We start from the raw sequence: 14,376 nt of genomic DNA on the forward strand, positions 1-14,376 counted from the left end.
CGAACCGTCAGGGGATGAACGGCTCGACCGCGACGACCTCGACGGTGATGTCGCGGCCGTTGGGCGCCTGGTAGGTGACCGAGGTGCCGGGCGCGGCGCCCATGATCGCCGAGCCGAGCGCCGACTCCGGCGAGTACACCGTCAGATCGGTGGTGCCGGCGATCTCGCGGGAGCCGAGGAGGAACTTCTCGGTGTCGTCGTCACCGGCGAACTTGATCGTGATGACCGTGCCGAGGGCGGCGTTCGTGGCCGTCGTCGGCGGTTCACCGACGCGGGCCTTCCGCAGCAGGTCGGTGAGCTGGCGGATCCGGCCCTCCTGCTTGCCCTGCTCATCCTTGGCGGCGTGGTAGCCGCCGTTCTCCTTGAGGTCGCCCTCTTCGCGGCGGTCGTTGATCTCGGCGGCCATCGCCGGGCGGTTCGCCACCAGCTGGTCGAGCTCGGCCTTCAGCCGGTCGTGGGCCTCCTGGGTCAGCCAGATGCCCTGGTCCTGCTCGTCAGTGGGGGTGGACACGTGGAGGAACTCCTGGAACTCGGGGAGACCACCCGGGCGGGTGGCCGCTGGTCATCCGGCCAAGCTAACACCGCAGCACGGTCGGATGCAGTGGTGCGACGGCCTCCGCGCGATGCGGAACGCGAGCGCGCCGGCCAGATGACCGACGCCACCGGACGCCTGTCCGAGGGGTCCTCGGACGAGGTGTGGGCCACACCTGCCCGGGGTTCCTTCGTCTCCCCGCCCCGGCGAGGGACACTGGGCAGGTGACCCACCCCGACCAGCTACGCCTGCTCGCCGTGCACGCTCATCCGGACGACGAGTCGAGCAAGGGCGCCGCCACGATGGCGAAGTACGTCGCCGAAGGCGTCCGCGTGATGGTGGCCACCGCCACCGGTGGCGAGCGCGGCTCGGTGCTCAACCCGGCGATGGACCGGCCCGAGGTGTGGGAACGGCTGCCGCAGATCCGCGCCGAGGAGATGGCGAAGGCCCGCGAGATCCTGGGCGTCGAGCAGGAGTTCCTCGGCTTCGTCGACTCGGGGCTGCCCGAGGGCGACCCGCTGCCGCCGCTGCCGGAGGGCTGCTTCGCGCTCGCGCCGATCGAGGAGGCGGCCGCCCCCCTGGTCGCGCTGATCCGCCGGTTCAAGCCGCAGGTGATCACTACTTACGACGAGCGCGGCGGGTACCCGCACCCCGACCACATCAAGACCCACGAGATCTCGGTGCACGCCTTCGAGGCAGCCGGTGACCCCGACCGCTACCCGGAGCTGGGCGAGCCCTGGCAGCCGAGCAAGCTCTACTACCACATGAGCTTCACGCTGCCCCGTACGAAGGCGCTGCACGAGGCGATCCTGGCGACCGGTGCCGAGTCGCCCTACGCGGAGTGGCTGGAGAAGTGGGACCCGGCCCACGACATCTCCCACCGGGTCACCACCCGGGTGCCCTGCGCCGAGTACTTCCCCGTGCGGGACGCGGCCCTCATCGCCCACGCCACCCAGATCGACCCGCTGGGCCGGTGGTTCGCCTGCCCGGTGGACACCCAGCAGCAGGTGTGGCCCACCGAGGACTACGAGCTCGCCCGCTCCCTGGTCGACACCACCACCCCGGAGGACGACCTGTTCGCCGGCATCCGCAGTGAGGTGACCGTCCGATGACCGCGTCCGCCGCCACGGCCTACGTCCTGGCCGCCACCCAGCAGGAGCAGCCGCCGGAGGACGTCGGCAAGGCCGGACCGCTCGGCCTGCTGCTGATGGTGGTCCTCCTCATCGCCGTCGCCCTGCTGGTGAAGTCGATGAGCGGCCACCTCAAGAAGTTGCCGCGCAGCTTCGACCCGGAGGACCAGGAGCCCCGGTTCACCGTTCCCGACGACCTCTCCGGGCTCGACGACCGGCAGGAGTCCGGCCAGCAGCTGCTCGACACGCTGCGGCGCGCGCCGCGGGCGATCGAGGCGCCGCGCCCGGACGGGGACGACCGGGGGACGCGGCCGTGACCGCCGTCCCGGGATCCCGGCAGTTCGGAACGCCGACCCCCTTCAGCGCCGTCGGCTCGGCTGTGACCACTCTCCTCCGGCGGCTCCTGCTGGTGCCCGTCACCGTCGTCGTCCTGGCCGGATGCGCCGAGCCCGCGGCCACGCCGTCCGCCGGCCAGGAGGTCCTCCCGGCGGAGAAGGTGTTCGTCGAGACGCCGGTCGTGGAGGCCGATGCGTCGGGTACGTCGGCGACGCTGAGGGTGTCGACCGACATCGACATGGCCTGTGCGGTGGTCTTCGGGCGCGACGAGTCCCTCGGGGAGGGGATCGCCACGGACGCCGACATGGGCGGTGGCGCCCACGCCGAGCACCAGGCGGTCATGCGCGGGCTGGAGCCCGACACCGAGTACTTCTACCGGGTGCAGGGGTCCGGCGCCGACGGCAACCTCTACCGCAGCGAGCTGATGAGCTTCCGGACGCCTGCGGCCGAGGCCTCTCCGACGCCCGGTGCGAACGCGGCTCTCGGCGCTGAGGTCGTGGACGTCAGCTCCGAGTTCTCGGACACGTACGCCGCGGCCGGCGCCGTGGACGGGAACCTCGGCTCGGAGTGGTCCAGTGCCGGTGACGGCGACGACGCATCGATCACGCTCGACCTGGGCCGCCCGGTCAGCGTGGTCGGGGTGGCGCTGCGCAGCCGGTCGATGAGCGACGGCACGGCGGTCATCGAGACCTTCACCGTGACCGTCGACGGCGGCGAGACCTACGGCCCGTTCGACGCCGGCACGGCGGCCGTGGTCAACGAGGCCGACTTCACCGGCCAGGTGCTCAGGATCGACGCGGAGACGACGAGCGGCGGGAACACCGGTGCCGCGGAGATCGAGCTCTACGAGGCGCCGTGAGCCGCAGCGCTCGGATCACCCACGGTCGGCCTCGGCGACGCCGAGCAGGCAGCTACGCGAGCTCCGGGTCGATCCTTGCGGCGAGGACCGCGGTGACGACGCCGAAGATCGTGTGCCCCATGAGCGGCGCCGGCCAGCGCTTCGGCGGGTGCTCGGTCGTCCGCTGCATGACGCCGATTGCGGGGAGCAGCCCCTCGAAACTGACCGCCCACACGGTCAGGCCGAACACCGCTCCGGCGGCAGGGGGCGGTACGCGCTGCAGCGCCGACCGGACCAGGCCGTACCCGGCGCCGGCCGCCGCGCTGTAGGCCAGATGGGCGGCCAGGGCAGCGCCCTTCTCGCTCTTCCCGGACAGTGCGTCGGGCCTACCGGCCTCCTGCTCGGCCCACTCGACCGCCTTCTCCGGAGCGGGCTTGTCGGGCCGCATGCTCTGCGGGACCACGTGCGGGGCGACTTTTGTCATCATGACGGTCATCGCCACTCCACCGGCGACGCCCCCGAGCGCGCCGGCCAGGGCGGCCCGTCGGCGTCGCCGCTGCTGTTCGAGCGTATTCATGGCGGTGCCTCCTTGCTGTCATGTGGCGGATGGACGACTCAGCCGTGCTCGGCGAGCTCCTTGAGGTTGTCCAGCGAGTGCTCGACCTCGCGCTCGTTGCGTCGCTCGATCAGGGACGACGCCAGGTCGCCCGCCACACCGCCGGGCAACTCGTAGTCGACGTCGAACGAGACAGTGCTGCCCGTACCGGCCGGCTCCACGGTCTGCGCCATCCGCAGCCGAGCACCCGCCGGGCCGGTGGCCTCGTACGCCACGTGCCGCGGGCGGTCGAGCTCGGTCACCGTCCACTCGGTGTCGACGGCCCGCCCGACGATGCGTAGCGACTGACGGAACGTGTCCCCCTTGTGCAGTGGCTTGGAGGGGGCGTCGTGCGTGGCGACCGTGATGGTCGACCAGTCCGGTAGCCGGTCGAGATCGGTCAGCAGCGAGAACACGTGGTCCTGATCCGTGTCGACCTCGGTGGTCTTCCTGATCTGGGTCATGATCGGTCCTTTCTTTTCTGCGCTTCGCGCGGGATCGGTCGGGATACGGCGGGATGCCGGGTCCGTCAGTGGCTCAGCCGGCCAGCAGGGTCACGACGAGACCGAGGACACTGCCGTACAGGACGTGTCCGACGATGAGCATGATCGGGGTCTTATCGCCGTAGTTGTGTGCGAACGGACCGGGGCTCGACAGGTGGATGTTGCTGCCGCTGGCCATTGCCGGGGCGACTCCGGCACCGCCCATCCGCGGGTGCATCTTCGGCGCTGCGCCGATCACTACCCCGGAGATGAGCCCGTGAACGACGCCGAACAGTGCGCCGTACCACCACGCGTTGCTCGGGGCGACGTCGAACAGCAGGAAAAGCAGACCGTAGATTCCGCCGATGACCACGGCGCTCATCACGACGACGTGGGTGAACAACCCGATCTTCCGCGCCTTGGCTGCGTCGCCGGTGAAGAGGGCGCCTTCGACCACCCGGATGCTCATCTGGGTGACGCCGATCTTCCTGGCCATCGCGGTCATCATGGTCATCACGATGCCGCCGGCGAATCCACCGAGGATCGCGAACCAGATCACTGTTCCGTCCACTTGCTGTCTCCTTCTCTCTGATTTCGAATGACGCGGGTGCACAACGGCCCGACTTTTCACGTCATGCGACGCGGAACTGTTCCGCCTGCGTCGTCTTGAGCTGCAGCCCGAGTCCCGGCCGGGATGGATCCGGATGCAGGTGGCCGTCCCGCGCCGACAGAGCGCCGTCGAACAGCATGTGTTCGAGGCGGACGTGGTCGTGGAAGTACTCGAGGTGGCGCAGATGCCACACGCCGGTGGAGGCGTGCGCGCTGACGCTGGGCGCCGTGTGAGCGGACAGATCGATGGTGTGCGCGTCGCACAGCGCGGCGACGGCGAGGAAGCCGGTGATCCCGCCGCAGCGGGTGACGTCTGCTTGCAGGCAGTCGACCGCGCCGGCGTCGAGCATGCGCCGGAAGTACATGAGGTCGTAGCCGTACTCGCCGGCAGCCACGTCCATGCCGGCGGGGGCGCGGTCACGCAGGAGCCGGAGCCCGTCGAGATCGTCGGAGGAGACCGGCTCCTCCAGCCAGGTCACCCCGCAGGCGGCGAGCACGTCGGCCCACCGCAGCGCCTGCTTGCGCGACCAGGCCCCGTTGGCGTCGACGAACAGGTCGGCATCGCCGATCGCTGCCCGGGCAGCGCGTACCCGGTCCTCGTCCTGGTCGGGATCGCGGCCGACCTTCATCTTCACCTGGGTCATGCCGTCGGCCACCCACCCGGCCAGCTGCCGTTCCAGTGTGGGCAGGGAGTAGGAGGTGAACCCGCCGCTCCCGTACACGGGCACGCTCTCCCGGAAAGCCGGGAGCAGCGCGGTGAGTGGCACGCCCAGGAGCCGGGCCTTGAGATCCCAGAGCGCGACATCGATCGCCGACAGCGCGGCCGAGGCGAGCCCCGGGCGCCCGAGGTTGCGGGCCGCGTGGACGACCGCCTGCCAGGCGGCGCCGATGTCACCCGCTCCGAGGCCGGTCACGACGTCGGCCAGTGTGCTGTTGATGAGGCCGGCCGCGGACGGGTGGGTGTAGGTGTAGCCCAGCCCGGTCTGCCCCCCGGCCCGGGCCTCGACCACCACGATGGTGGTCGAGTCCCAGGCCAGCGTGCCGTCCGACTCGGGTTCGTCGGTGGGGACCGTGTAGGCCGAGGCGGTGAGCCGCTCGATCGTCGGGAACACGGGTTACTTGGTGTACTCGGCGAGCTTGCCCTTGATGCCCTGCTTGATCATCCCGAGGCTGTCGGGGTCGCCGTGCAGCACGGCATTGGTGAACGACTTCATCTGGGAGAAGTCGATGTGCGGCGGGATCGGCGGGACGTCGGCGTTGGCGATGACTTCCAGAACGGTGGGGCGGTCGGCGGTCAGTGCCTGCTCCCACGCCTTCCCGAGCTGGTCGGGGTCGTCGACGCGGATCCCGTTGAGCCCCAGCATCTGGGCGTACTGCGCGTAGGGGAAGTCGGGGATGTCCTGGGAGGCCTCGTATTTGGCGTCGCCGGCCATCGAGCGCATCTCCCAGGTGACCTGGTTGAGGTCGTCGTTGTGCAGGACCATGACGACCAGCCGCGGATCCGCCCAGGTCTGCCAGTACTTGCTGATGGTGATCAGCTCGTTGATGCCGTTCATCTGCATGGCGCCGTCGCCGGCGAGCGCGATCGCGGGGCGTTCGGGGTGGGCGAACTTGGCGCCGATCGCATACGGCACCGCCGGCCCCATCGTGGCGAGGATCCCCGACAGCGATGCGCGCATGCCTTCCCGCAGTTTCACGTCGCGGGCGTACCAGTTGGTGCCGGAGCCGGAGTCGGCCGAGATCATGGCGTTGTCCGGGAGGCGGGAGGACAGTTCCCAGAAGGCGCGTTGCGGGTTGATGGGATCGGCGTCCTGCATGGCCCGGGCCTCGACGACCTGCCACCAGTCGCGGACGCATGACTCGATCTCCTCGCGCCATGATCGGTCGGTCTTGCGCTGGAGGAGAGGCAGGAGTGCCTGCAGGGTGATCGTGGCGTCCCCGACGAGGTTGACCTCCATGGGGAAGCGGACCCCGATCTGCTTGGGATCGATCTCGATCTGGACCCCGCGGGCCTGGTCGAACTTGGGCAGGAACTCCGGATAGGGGAAGTTCGAGCCGATCATGAGGAAGGTGTCGCAGTTCATCATCAGGTCCCAGCTCGGCTTGGTGCCGAGCAGGCCGAGGGCCCCGGTGACGTAGGGCAGGTTGTCGTCCAGGACGTCTTTGCCGAGCAGAGCCTTGGCGACGCCGGCGCCGGTGAGCTCGGCGAGCTGGACCACCTCGTCGCGGGCGTCGCGGGCGCCGCTGCCGATGAGGATCGCGACGCGCTCACCTGAGTTGATCACCTCGGCGGCGCGCTGCAGGTCCTCGGTGTTGGGCACGGTGTGCGCCGGGCGGTAGCCGGCGGAGCTGGGGAAGCCCTTGAGCGCGTGCGGCGGTGGGGTGTACTCCTCCTCCTGCAGGTCGGCCGGCACGATGATGCAGGTCGGCATCCGTTCGGAGAGCGCGATGCGGATCGCCCGGTCGATCAGGCCGGGGAACTGCTCGGCGGTCATCGCCGTCTGGACGTACTCGGAGACGTCGCTGAACAGGGTCTGCAGGTCGATCTCCTGCTGCGCGTGCGAACCGAGCACCTTGCGCGGCTGCTGGCCGACGATGGCGACGACCGGGACGCGGTCGAGCTTGGCGTCGTAGAGCCCGTTGAGCAGGTGCACCGCGCCCGGACCGGACGTGGCCATGCAGATCCCGACCCGGTTGCCGTACTTCGCGTAACCGACCGCCTCGAACGCGGCCATCTCCTCGTGCCGGGCCTGGATGAACTCCGGGTTGTTCCCGGCCCGGTTGAGCGCGCCGAGCAGCCCGTTGATGCCGTCGCCGGCGTAGCCGAAGATTCTTTCCACGCCCCAGTGCTGGAGCCGTTCGACGATCGCGTCGGACACCATCGTTGCCATCGGTTCGCCTTCCGGTCGTGGTTGTTGAGGGTCGTGTGCGGTGGTTGCGGCTAGAGCTCGTGCCGGCGTCCCGCCGCCACGAGACGGTCGGCGGTGCGCGCGGCGATGGCCTGGATCGTGAGGCTCGGGTTGGACGCCGAGGAGGTGACGAAGACGCTGCCGTCGCAGATGTAGAGGCCGGACACGTCCCAGGCGGCGCAGTCGCGGTCGACGACGGAGTCGCTGGGGTCGCTGCCCATCCGGCAGCCGCCCATCAGGTGGGCGGTGTCGCTGGCCGCGAACGTGGCCTGCGCGCCGGCCGCTTCCAGGATCTGCTTCTGCCTGGCCACCCCGGCCGTCTTGAGCTTGCTGTCGTTCTCGCCCCATCCGAAGGACACCGCCGGGATCGGCAGCCCGTACTGGTCGGTCTCGTCGGGGTGGAGGGTGACGCCGTTGCGGTCCTCGGGCAGCGTCTCACCGACCAGTCCGAGCCCGGCGTAGTGCACGTAGTCGTACATGAACTCGCGCAGGTCCGTTCCCCAGAGCCCGAGGGAGCTGGCCACGTTCTGCGCGAACTTGATGGGGAGCGGCCCGACGGTCTGCACGCTGTAGCCGCGGACGAAGTCGTTGGCCGGGTCGGTCTCGTAGAAGTCCTGCGTGATCGTGTTCGGCGGCGGCGCCTTGAACATCGACACCGGTTCGGGCATCCGCCCGAAGACGATGTCGGAGGAGTGGACCATCAGGCCCTTGCCGACCATCCCGCTGGCGTTGGCCAGGCCGTCGGGGTGTTGCGCCGAGGCTGACATGAGCAGCAGCCGGGGCGTCTCGATCGAGTAGCCGGAGACGATGACGACCCGGGCCGCCTGCTCCTCCTCGTGTACCTGCCCGTGCTCGTCGGTCCGGTAGTAGCTCACGCTCCTGGCTCGACCGGAGGGGTCGGTGTTGACCCGGAACGCCATGCTGTTCGGCCGGATCTCGGCCCCGGCCTTCTGCGCGGCCCGCACGTAGGTGACCAGGGTGCTGGACTTGGCGTCGGTGGTGCAGCCGTAGATACACCAGCCGCGGTAGACGCAGGGCGGGCGCTCCTGCTTGGGCGCCGACAGCGTGGCGATCGCGCCCGGCCGCCACTGGATGCCCAGGGCGTCGCAACCGCGCGCGAGCACTTCACCGACCCCGTTGAGCTTGTGCGGGCGGTAGGGGTAGGCCCCGCGCCGGGGGGCGTCCCAGGGCCAGTCGACCGGCCCGGCGATCCCCAGCTCGTGTTCGACCTCCTCGTAGTACGGCTCGAGGTCCTCGTAGGACAGCGGCCAGTCCGATGCCACGCCGTCGCGGGTGCGGACCTCGAAGTCCGAGCGGTGCATCCGTAGCGCGTACATCGAGTAATGCACGGTGCTGCCGCCGACGCCCCGGCCGGTGACGTTGCCGGCCAGCTCGATGGGATCGTCGCCGCCGGTGACCCGGCGGTCGCGCCAGTACAGCTTGTGCATCGTGCGTTCGTCGGACACGAAGTCCTCGTGCGGGTTCCAGTGCGGCCCGGCGTCGAGCCCGACGACCCGCCAGCCGGCCTCGGCGAGCTTTTTCACGAGCACGCCGCCCGATGCGCCGACGCCGACGATGACGGCGTCCACCTCTTCATGGCGTCTCAATGCAGGGCCCCTCCGCTACCGCCGGCGCCGCTGCCGTCCTCGTTGGCCTGTACCAGCGCGACCGACGGCAGCTCGTGTGCCGGGCGGGGCTGCCACGGGTCGATCCGCCCGTAGGCGGTGCGCATGTACCCGCGCTTGCTCGCCGGCCCCGGCCAGCCGATCTCCGCCCACGCCGCCGGATGGGCGTAGTACATCGAGATCACCTGTTGCACGAGCTTGCCGAAGAACTTTCCGGCCGGCAGCCGCTGCCATACCTCGCCCTCCGCCTGGCCCTTCTGCACTGCCGACAGCACCTCGTTCTGCCGCTCGGCGTCGAGCGCGCCGAAGTCGGCGCCGAACCGCGCCCGACTCGTCTCGTCGATGCCGGCCAGTCCCCACTTCCAGGCGTCCTGCTCCCAAGGCATGTCCGCCTTGCGGAAACCGTCGGTGTCGTCCTCGAACAGGACCTGGTCGATGAACGGCGTGATCGGTACGCGCGCCTCCGGCTCGCGGTCCTCCTGGGGGAGGATGCGGTCGACGATCGCATCCAGCGTCGCGACCTCGCGCTCGGTGAAGAACCGGATCTCGGGGGCGTGCTGCAGCCGGTGGAAGACGACCTCACGGGTGCGGTCCTCCCAGTTCCGGGCCTCGTCCAGAGGGTCGAACCCGGCGTACGGTGAGGGCTTCATCGCGCGGCTCCTGCCCGCTCCGCGGCCAGCCCGGCGAGGCCCAGCCCCAGGATCTGCATCGGGGCAGGCGCCGGAGGGCCGTTGAGCCAGTTGAACAGCGCCGACCGGCGGCCGTAACCGCCGTACCGGCGGTGCAGCCCGTACAGGTGGAAACCCGTTCCGGCGGCTCCCAGCAGCGCGGTCCAGCCCGACGCCGCCTTCGCCGCGATGCGCGCGGTGGAGCTGTCGGAGAAGGCGGCCGCGACCGACGCCGCCCCGGCGATCGGAAGCGTCACCACGGGGAGCCACTGCGCCCGGTTCTGGAAGGACCCTCGGGCGTGCAGGTAGCCGATCTCCGCCCACAGCGGGGGGATGTTCAACGCGGTGAACGCGCGCATCAGCCGGTCGACCGGGACGCGGTCGAGGACGGGAGCTGCCGCGGACTGCGGCGCTGAAGCCATCAATCCCAGCAGGCCGAGGCCCAGGTACTGGAGGGGAGCGGCGACCGGGGGGCCGTACCAGGCGTTGAAGAGCAGGTCTCGCGGCGTGTTCGAGCCCGGCCGTTTCAGGATGCCGCGCTGGTGCTCGACGAACCCGACAATGGCGACGGCGGTCTGCGCGGCGGAGAGCAACCCGAAGGCTTTCCGGCCTCGCCGGCCGCCGGTGGCCACGGTCAGCGCGCCCGCGGCCGCCACGATCGGGTTGGCCACGATGGGGACGTACATCAGCTTTCGTTGGAAGCCGCCCCGGTAGTGTTCGCTGAGGTTGTCGAGCCACAACAGCGCCGTCGAGGCGGTCGTGATCAGCGCCAGCTCATTGCGCAGCCGCCGCAGCGGTGGAGACCACTCGCCGCCCCCGACGTGGCTTCTGGGTGCAGCCTTCCGGCGCAGGGCTCGCCCGGTACGGCTCGGTCTGTCGCGGAACATCAGCGCCGGCCGGTGAGCTTCCAGCCCGCCTCCACCAGTCCGGCGACGGCCAGCCCGTACACCAGGTGCCCGGCCAGTCCCCGGAGGTGACTCACCAGCGGGTACTTCTGCGGCGGCGGGGTGAACCCGAGCAGCGGATTGCCGATCTCGTCGACCAGCACGGCCATCGACATCCCCGCGGCTGTCCCCGCCCCGAACGGCGTCATCCCGAAACGGCGCCGCAGGACCATGTACACCGGCACCCAGCCGAGGGCCAGCCCGTAGTGGATAGCGTTCCCGGCCTTGCTCGCCTGGTCGTCGGAGAGCTCCTTGCCGGCCAGCCCCGCGGCCTTCTTCGCCGCCACGTTGTAGGCGACGCCGTAGCTCTCCTCCTTCTCCTGCTCCTTGGCCTCGTCGGTCTGCTGCGCGTACATCAGCGTCGTCGCCTTGCTCATGACCTTCGCCGCGCCGAACCCGGCCACACCGACCAGCGCAGCGTCGGCCACCGCATCCTTCGTATTCATCTCGACCTCCTCGCCGTCACGGGCACCTGCGCCCGTGTGCTCTGCAGCACGTCCGGCCGGTCATGCTCGGATTCCCGGCCGTGAAACGGCAGGTGGGTGGAGGTGTCACGCAGCTGACACGGTCGTTGCCCACGGCGTCACCGGTGTGACAGTGGCGTGGGGACCGATTCCGCAACGCGGCTTAGTCGGACGTCGAGGCGGTGCGGATGGCCTCCGGGGGCTGCCCGTTCAGCAGCCAGTGCCCGTTCCCGGCGGGAGCGATCCGGCCGGCCTCGATGAGTTGATGGATCGCCGACGTCACGGTGGGGCGTCGTGCGCCGATCAGCCGGGCGATGTTCACGTGCGTCAGCGGAATTGGAACGGCCACCTCGTTGCCGCGCCGCCGGCCCCAGCGGTCGGCGAACAACCAGAACAGCACGAGCACCCGCAGCTGGACCCGCGGCAGGTGGCTGACAGCCAGGACGTGTGCCAGCCAGTCGGCCCGCCGCTCCTGGCGACGCAGCAAGCCGGCGACGATCTGCGGCCATGGCTGGACGGACACCAGGAACTCGGCATCGAGGACGGCCAGCCGGACCCGTTCCAGCACGACCCAGGACGTCTCCGACGCCACGGAGATCAGCGGCTGCTCCTCGGCCGGGCGGACCAGGTCGCCGTGGGCGAAGAAGTCGACCGCCATCTCCTGTCCGAGAACCGACACCTCGCGGGTGATACAGCCCTCGAGCACCAGGAACCCGGCCGCCGGCAGGCCGTGGGAACCGGGATCCCAAGGACCGGTCTCGAGGGACAGGACATCGGCCAGGGCTGCGCGAACCGCCGATCCCCGCTGCGGGCCGGGCACCTGCTCCCCGAGCTCCTCATCGACCTCCAGAACGCGGATTCGCCCGTAGCTCACCCGTTCAGCATCGCAGGACCTCGGCAGCGGGTCGGTCGCCTCCGGTCAGCGACGTGACATCGCCCGGCCTTCGAGTTGTGGCGGTGCGGACCCGGTGCGCAGGATCGGTGGATGTGTTGGTTCCGGGCGCGTACATCCCCGGAGGCGGAAGCCGGGATCGCCGCGTGGAGGAGCACCGCGGAGCCGAGGAAGTGCCCGCGGTCCGTGTCCCCGACCGTGTCCGGGTGCCTCGTTGCTGCGTGCCGGTCGCACGCCCGGAGGGGCCTGCGGTGAACTTCTTCCTCGCTGTGATCGCTGCCCTCGGCCAGATCGTGCTGGGTTTCTACGGGTTCTGGCTGGTCTGGCGGGTTCTCCTTCCCGGCCTGCCGGGTCCTGCCGAGCCCGACAAGCGGATCGCGCCCTTCGCCGGGTACTTCACCGACCCGTTCGTGCAGCCGCTCGCGACGAGGTTGCATGTGCCACCACGTCTGGTCGCCATGCTCGCGTTGGTCGTCGTCGCGACGGCATCGGCAGCGCTGGCGCGTCTTCCCCAGCTCTCGACGTGATCCGCCCTGGGCGCGGGGAACGAGCCGACCGTGGGTGCCGGCGTCGTCCTCGGCCTGGTGACCCAGTCGCGCAGCGTCTCCGGGTCGATGCCCAGGTGCACCCTGTCTGTCACAGACCCCGGTCGGCCTCGAGCAGCCGCAGCCAGACTTCGCTGACGGTGGGGAACGCCGGAACGGCGTGCCACAGCGTGTCGATGGGGACCTTGCCGACGACGGCGATCGTCGCCGCATGGAGCATCTCGCCGACGTTCGGCCCCACGAAGGTCGCGCCGACGACGACCCGCTGCTGCTGGTCGATCACCAACTGGGCCCGGCCCCGTACGTCATCGCCGAGCAGCGCTCCACCGGCGACCGAGCCGATCTCGTACGAGACCGTCTTCACGTCGATCCCGGCGTCGCGGGCCTGCTGCTCGGTCTGCCCGACGGCGGCGAGCTCGGGGTCGGTGAACATGACCTGGGGCACGGCGGTGTGGTCGGCCCACGCCGAGCGCTGCTTGCCGGCGACGATGTCGCCGACCAGCCGCGCCTGGTACTTGCCCTGGTGCGTGAGGAGCGCGCGGCCGTTCACGTCGCCGGCGGCGTACAGCCAGCCGCCCTCCACGGCCGTCACCCGCAGCTGGTCGTCGACGTGCAACGGGCCCCCTGGCTCCAGCCCGACGGTGTCGAGGCCGAGGTCGTCGGTGTTGGAGGTCCGGCCCGCGGCGACGAGGAGCTCGTCGGCGACGAGCTCGGTGCCGTCGTCCAGCGCGATGGTGACCGGCCCGTCCACGCCGTCCCGTGAGGCCTGATCGACGGATCTGCCGGTGAGCACGGTGATGCCCTCGGCGCGGAACGCGTCGGCGAGCAGCTCACCCGCCCAGGGCTCGAAGCCGCCGACCAGGCGCTCGGACCGCTCCACGACGGTGACCTCGCGCGCACCCAGTCGCCGGTACGCCTGGGCCATCTCGCAGCCGGCGACACCGCCGCCGAGGACGAGCAACCGGTCGGGGATGTCCTTGGCCGTGGTGACGTCGCGGTTGTCCCAGGGGCGGATCTCGTCCAGTCCGTCGACCGGCGGGGTGGCGGCCCGCGACCCCGTCGCGACGACGACGGCTCGCCGGGCGAGCAGCTGCTGCGTCGCACCGTCGGCCGAGGTCACCGTGACCTCGCGCTCGCCGGTCAGCCGCCCCTGTCCCCGGATCAGGGTGGCGTCGATGCCGTCGAGCCACTGCACCTGCCCGTCGTCGTGCAGGTGGGAGATGAACTCGTCCCGCCGGCGCAGCACCGCATCGGCGTCGACGTCCCCGGTCACCGCCTCCGCCGCACCGGGCAGCCGGCGGGCCGCGGCGAGGGCATGGGTGGGGCCGAGCAGTGCCTTGCTCGGGATGCACGCCCAGTAGGAGCACTCCCCGCCGACGAGCTCGCGCTCGACGACGGCCACGCTCAGCCCGTTGTCCCGGGCATACCAGGCGACGTTCGTGCCGGTCGATCCGGCTCCCAGGACGATGACGTCGTAGGTGGTGCTCATCGAGTGCCCTCCGGGGGTCTCAGGACGGATGGCTCGGCTACACGCCGAGTGGGGCGACGACGTCGTCGAGCGGCGGGTTGGTCAGCGCCGACCCGTCGGCGAACACGACGGTCGGGACGGTCTGGTTGCCCCCGTTGACGCTCATCACGTACTGCGCGGCATCGGGGTCTCGTTCGATGTCGACGGCCGTGTAGGCGATACCGGCACGGTCGAGCTGCTTCATCAGCCGATGGCAGTAGCCGCACCACGGCGTGCTGTAGACGGTGAGTTCCCGACTCATGGGTCTCTCCTGCGTTCGAAGGTGTGTCGCGGGCCGGG

General features: G+C 70.5%; 17 protein-coding genes. 4 read left to right on the plus strand and 13 right to left on the minus strand.

The genetic code is table 11. The features are described from left to right. Nucleotides 1-7 precede the first annotated feature (7 nt). Nucleotides 8-511 carry a transcription elongation factor GreA gene (greA, locus tag QOZ86_RS19645; protein WP_284493662.1) on the minus strand — a complete coding sequence of 168 codons (504 nt, stop codon included), beginning with the start codon at nt 509-511 and terminating at the stop codon, nt 8-10. A 245-nt stretch (nt 512-756) separates the two neighbouring features. Between greA and mca the strand changes: the two genes are divergently transcribed. The 3 genes from mca to QOZ86_RS19660 are packed head-to-tail and all read left to right on the plus strand — an operon-like array spanning nt 757 to nt 2,857. Then, a complete protein-coding gene (gene mca / locus QOZ86_RS19650) occupies nt 757-1,644 on the plus strand; it encodes a mycothiol conjugate amidase Mca (RefSeq protein ID WP_284493663.1) in 888 nt (295 codons plus the stop codon). Further along, the gene (locus QOZ86_RS19655; RefSeq protein WP_284493664.1) at nt 1,641-1,979 is read left to right on the plus strand and encodes a hypothetical protein; all 339 of its coding nucleotides are present in this window, start codon (nt 1,641-1,643) and stop codon (nt 1,977-1,979) included. Before mca ends, QOZ86_RS19655 begins: the two co-directional genes overlap by 4 nt. Then, on the plus strand, nt 1,976-2,857 hold the full coding sequence (locus QOZ86_RS19660) for a discoidin domain-containing protein (RefSeq protein ID WP_284493665.1): 882 nt from the start codon (nt 1,976-1,978) through the stop codon (nt 2,855-2,857). The genes QOZ86_RS19655 and QOZ86_RS19660 overlap by 4 nt, the downstream gene beginning before the upstream one ends. A 52-nt stretch (nt 2,858-2,909) precedes the next feature. On the opposite strand, the gene QOZ86_RS19665 is transcribed toward QOZ86_RS19660, so the two are convergent. From QOZ86_RS19665 to QOZ86_RS19710, 10 genes are all read right to left on the minus strand, one after another. After that, nucleotides 2,910-3,413, minus strand: coding sequence for a DUF1440 domain-containing protein (locus QOZ86_RS19665; RefSeq protein WP_284493666.1), 504 nt, complete (start codon nt 3,411-3,413; stop codon nt 2,910-2,912). Between the two features lie 38 nt (nt 3,414-3,451). Next, nucleotides 3,452-3,895, minus strand: a complete 444-nt coding sequence (locus QOZ86_RS19670) for an SRPBCC family protein (protein ID WP_284493667.1) — start codon at nt 3,893-3,895, stop codon at nt 3,452-3,454. Nucleotides 3,896-3,968: 73 nt separating this feature from the next. After that, the gene (locus tag QOZ86_RS19675; protein ID WP_284493668.1) at nt 3,969-4,484 is read right to left on the minus strand and encodes a hypothetical protein; all 516 of its coding nucleotides are present in this window, start codon (nt 4,482-4,484) and stop codon (nt 3,969-3,971) included. Between the two features lie 61 nt (nt 4,485-4,545). Continuing rightward, nucleotides 4,546-5,634, minus strand: coding sequence for an enolase C-terminal domain-like protein (locus QOZ86_RS19680; protein WP_284493669.1), 1,089 nt, complete (start codon nt 5,632-5,634; stop codon nt 4,546-4,548). 3 nt (nt 5,635-5,637) lie between these two features. Further along, on the minus strand, nt 5,638-7,413 hold the full coding sequence (locus tag QOZ86_RS19685) for a thiamine pyrophosphate-requiring protein (RefSeq protein ID WP_284493670.1): 1,776 nt from the start codon (nt 7,411-7,413) through the stop codon (nt 5,638-5,640). A 50-nt stretch (nt 7,414-7,463) separates the two neighbouring features. Further along, nucleotides 7,464-9,020 (minus strand): GMC family oxidoreductase, encoded by a 1,557-nt coding sequence (locus QOZ86_RS19690; protein ID WP_284493671.1) that lies wholly within the window; start codon nt 9,018-9,020, stop codon nt 7,464-7,466. 14 nt (nt 9,021-9,034) lie between these two features. Then, nucleotides 9,035-9,706 carry a gluconate 2-dehydrogenase subunit 3 family protein gene (locus QOZ86_RS19695; RefSeq protein WP_284493672.1) on the minus strand — a complete coding sequence of 224 codons (672 nt, stop codon included), beginning with the start codon at nt 9,704-9,706 and terminating at the stop codon, nt 9,035-9,037. After that, the gene (locus QOZ86_RS19700; RefSeq protein ID WP_284493673.1) at nt 9,703-10,611 is read right to left on the minus strand and encodes a hypothetical protein; all 909 of its coding nucleotides are present in this window, start codon (nt 10,609-10,611) and stop codon (nt 9,703-9,705) included. Before QOZ86_RS19700 ends, QOZ86_RS19695 begins: the two co-directional genes overlap by 4 nt. Next, nucleotides 10,611-11,114 (minus strand): DUF1440 domain-containing protein, encoded by a 504-nt coding sequence (locus QOZ86_RS19705; RefSeq protein WP_284493674.1) that lies wholly within the window; start codon nt 11,112-11,114, stop codon nt 10,611-10,613. The genes QOZ86_RS19700 and QOZ86_RS19705 overlap by 1 nt, the downstream gene beginning before the upstream one ends. Before the next feature lie 181 nt (nt 11,115-11,295). Further along, nucleotides 11,296-12,006, minus strand: a complete 711-nt coding sequence (locus QOZ86_RS19710) for a helix-turn-helix domain-containing protein (RefSeq protein ID WP_284493675.1) — start codon at nt 12,004-12,006, stop codon at nt 11,296-11,298. A gap of 269 nt (nt 12,007-12,275) precedes the next feature. Here QOZ86_RS19710 and QOZ86_RS19715 point away from each other — a divergent pair, with 269 nt between their 5' ends. Further along, nucleotides 12,276-12,551: a hypothetical protein gene (locus QOZ86_RS19715; RefSeq protein ID WP_284493676.1), complete on the plus strand. Its 276-nt coding sequence runs from the start codon at nt 12,276-12,278 to the stop codon at nt 12,549-12,551. A gap of 109 nt (nt 12,552-12,660) precedes the next feature. Here the strand turns inward: QOZ86_RS19715 and QOZ86_RS19720 are convergent, their stop codons facing one another. Together QOZ86_RS19720 and QOZ86_RS19725 are read right to left on the minus strand one after the other, a co-directional pair. Continuing rightward, nucleotides 12,661-14,058 carry a dihydrolipoyl dehydrogenase family protein gene (locus QOZ86_RS19720; protein ID WP_284493677.1) on the minus strand — a complete coding sequence of 466 codons (1,398 nt, stop codon included), beginning with the start codon at nt 14,056-14,058 and terminating at the stop codon, nt 12,661-12,663. A gap of 37 nt (nt 14,059-14,095) precedes the next feature. Further along, on the minus strand, nt 14,096-14,338 hold the full coding sequence (locus QOZ86_RS19725) for a mycoredoxin (RefSeq protein ID WP_284493678.1): 243 nt from the start codon (nt 14,336-14,338) through the stop codon (nt 14,096-14,098). Between the last annotated feature and the right edge of the window lie 38 nt (nt 14,339-14,376).

Origin of the sequence: Blastococcus capsensis (assembly GCF_030165005.1) — a bacterium.
Classification (GTDB): domain Bacteria; phylum Actinomycetota; class Actinomycetes; order Mycobacteriales; family Geodermatophilaceae; genus Blastococcus; species Blastococcus capsensis.

Excerpts from the sequence above, each read along its gene's own strand:
- QOZ86_RS19655 (WP_284493664.1), top strand. The coding sequence starts at position 1,641 with ATGACCGCGTCCGCCGCCACGGCCTACGTCCTGGCCGCCACCCAGCAG.
- QOZ86_RS19665 (WP_284493666.1), bottom strand. The coding sequence starts at position 3,413 with ATGAATACGCTCGAACAGCAGCGGCGACGCCGACGGGCCGCCCTGGCC.
- QOZ86_RS19670 (WP_284493667.1), bottom strand. The coding sequence starts at position 3,895 with ATGACCCAGATCAGGAAGACCACCGAGGTCGACACGGATCAGGACCAC.
- QOZ86_RS19685 (WP_284493670.1), bottom strand. The coding sequence starts at position 7,413 with ATGGCAACGATGGTGTCCGACGCGATCGTCGAACGGCTCCAGCACTGG.
- QOZ86_RS19695 (WP_284493672.1), bottom strand. The coding sequence starts at position 9,706 with ATGAAGCCCTCACCGTACGCCGGGTTCGACCCTCTGGACGAGGCCCGG.
- QOZ86_RS19700 (WP_284493673.1), bottom strand. The coding sequence starts at position 10,611 with ATGTTCCGCGACAGACCGAGCCGTACCGGGCGAGCCCTGCGCCGGAAG.
- QOZ86_RS19705 (WP_284493674.1), bottom strand. The coding sequence starts at position 11,114 with ATGAATACGAAGGATGCGGTGGCCGACGCTGCGCTGGTCGGTGTGGCC.
- QOZ86_RS19720 (WP_284493677.1), bottom strand. The coding sequence starts at position 14,058 with ATGAGCACCACCTACGACGTCATCGTCCTGGGAGCCGGATCGACCGGC.
- QOZ86_RS19725 (WP_284493678.1), bottom strand. The coding sequence starts at position 14,338 with ATGAGTCGGGAACTCACCGTCTACAGCACGCCGTGGTGCGGCTACTGC.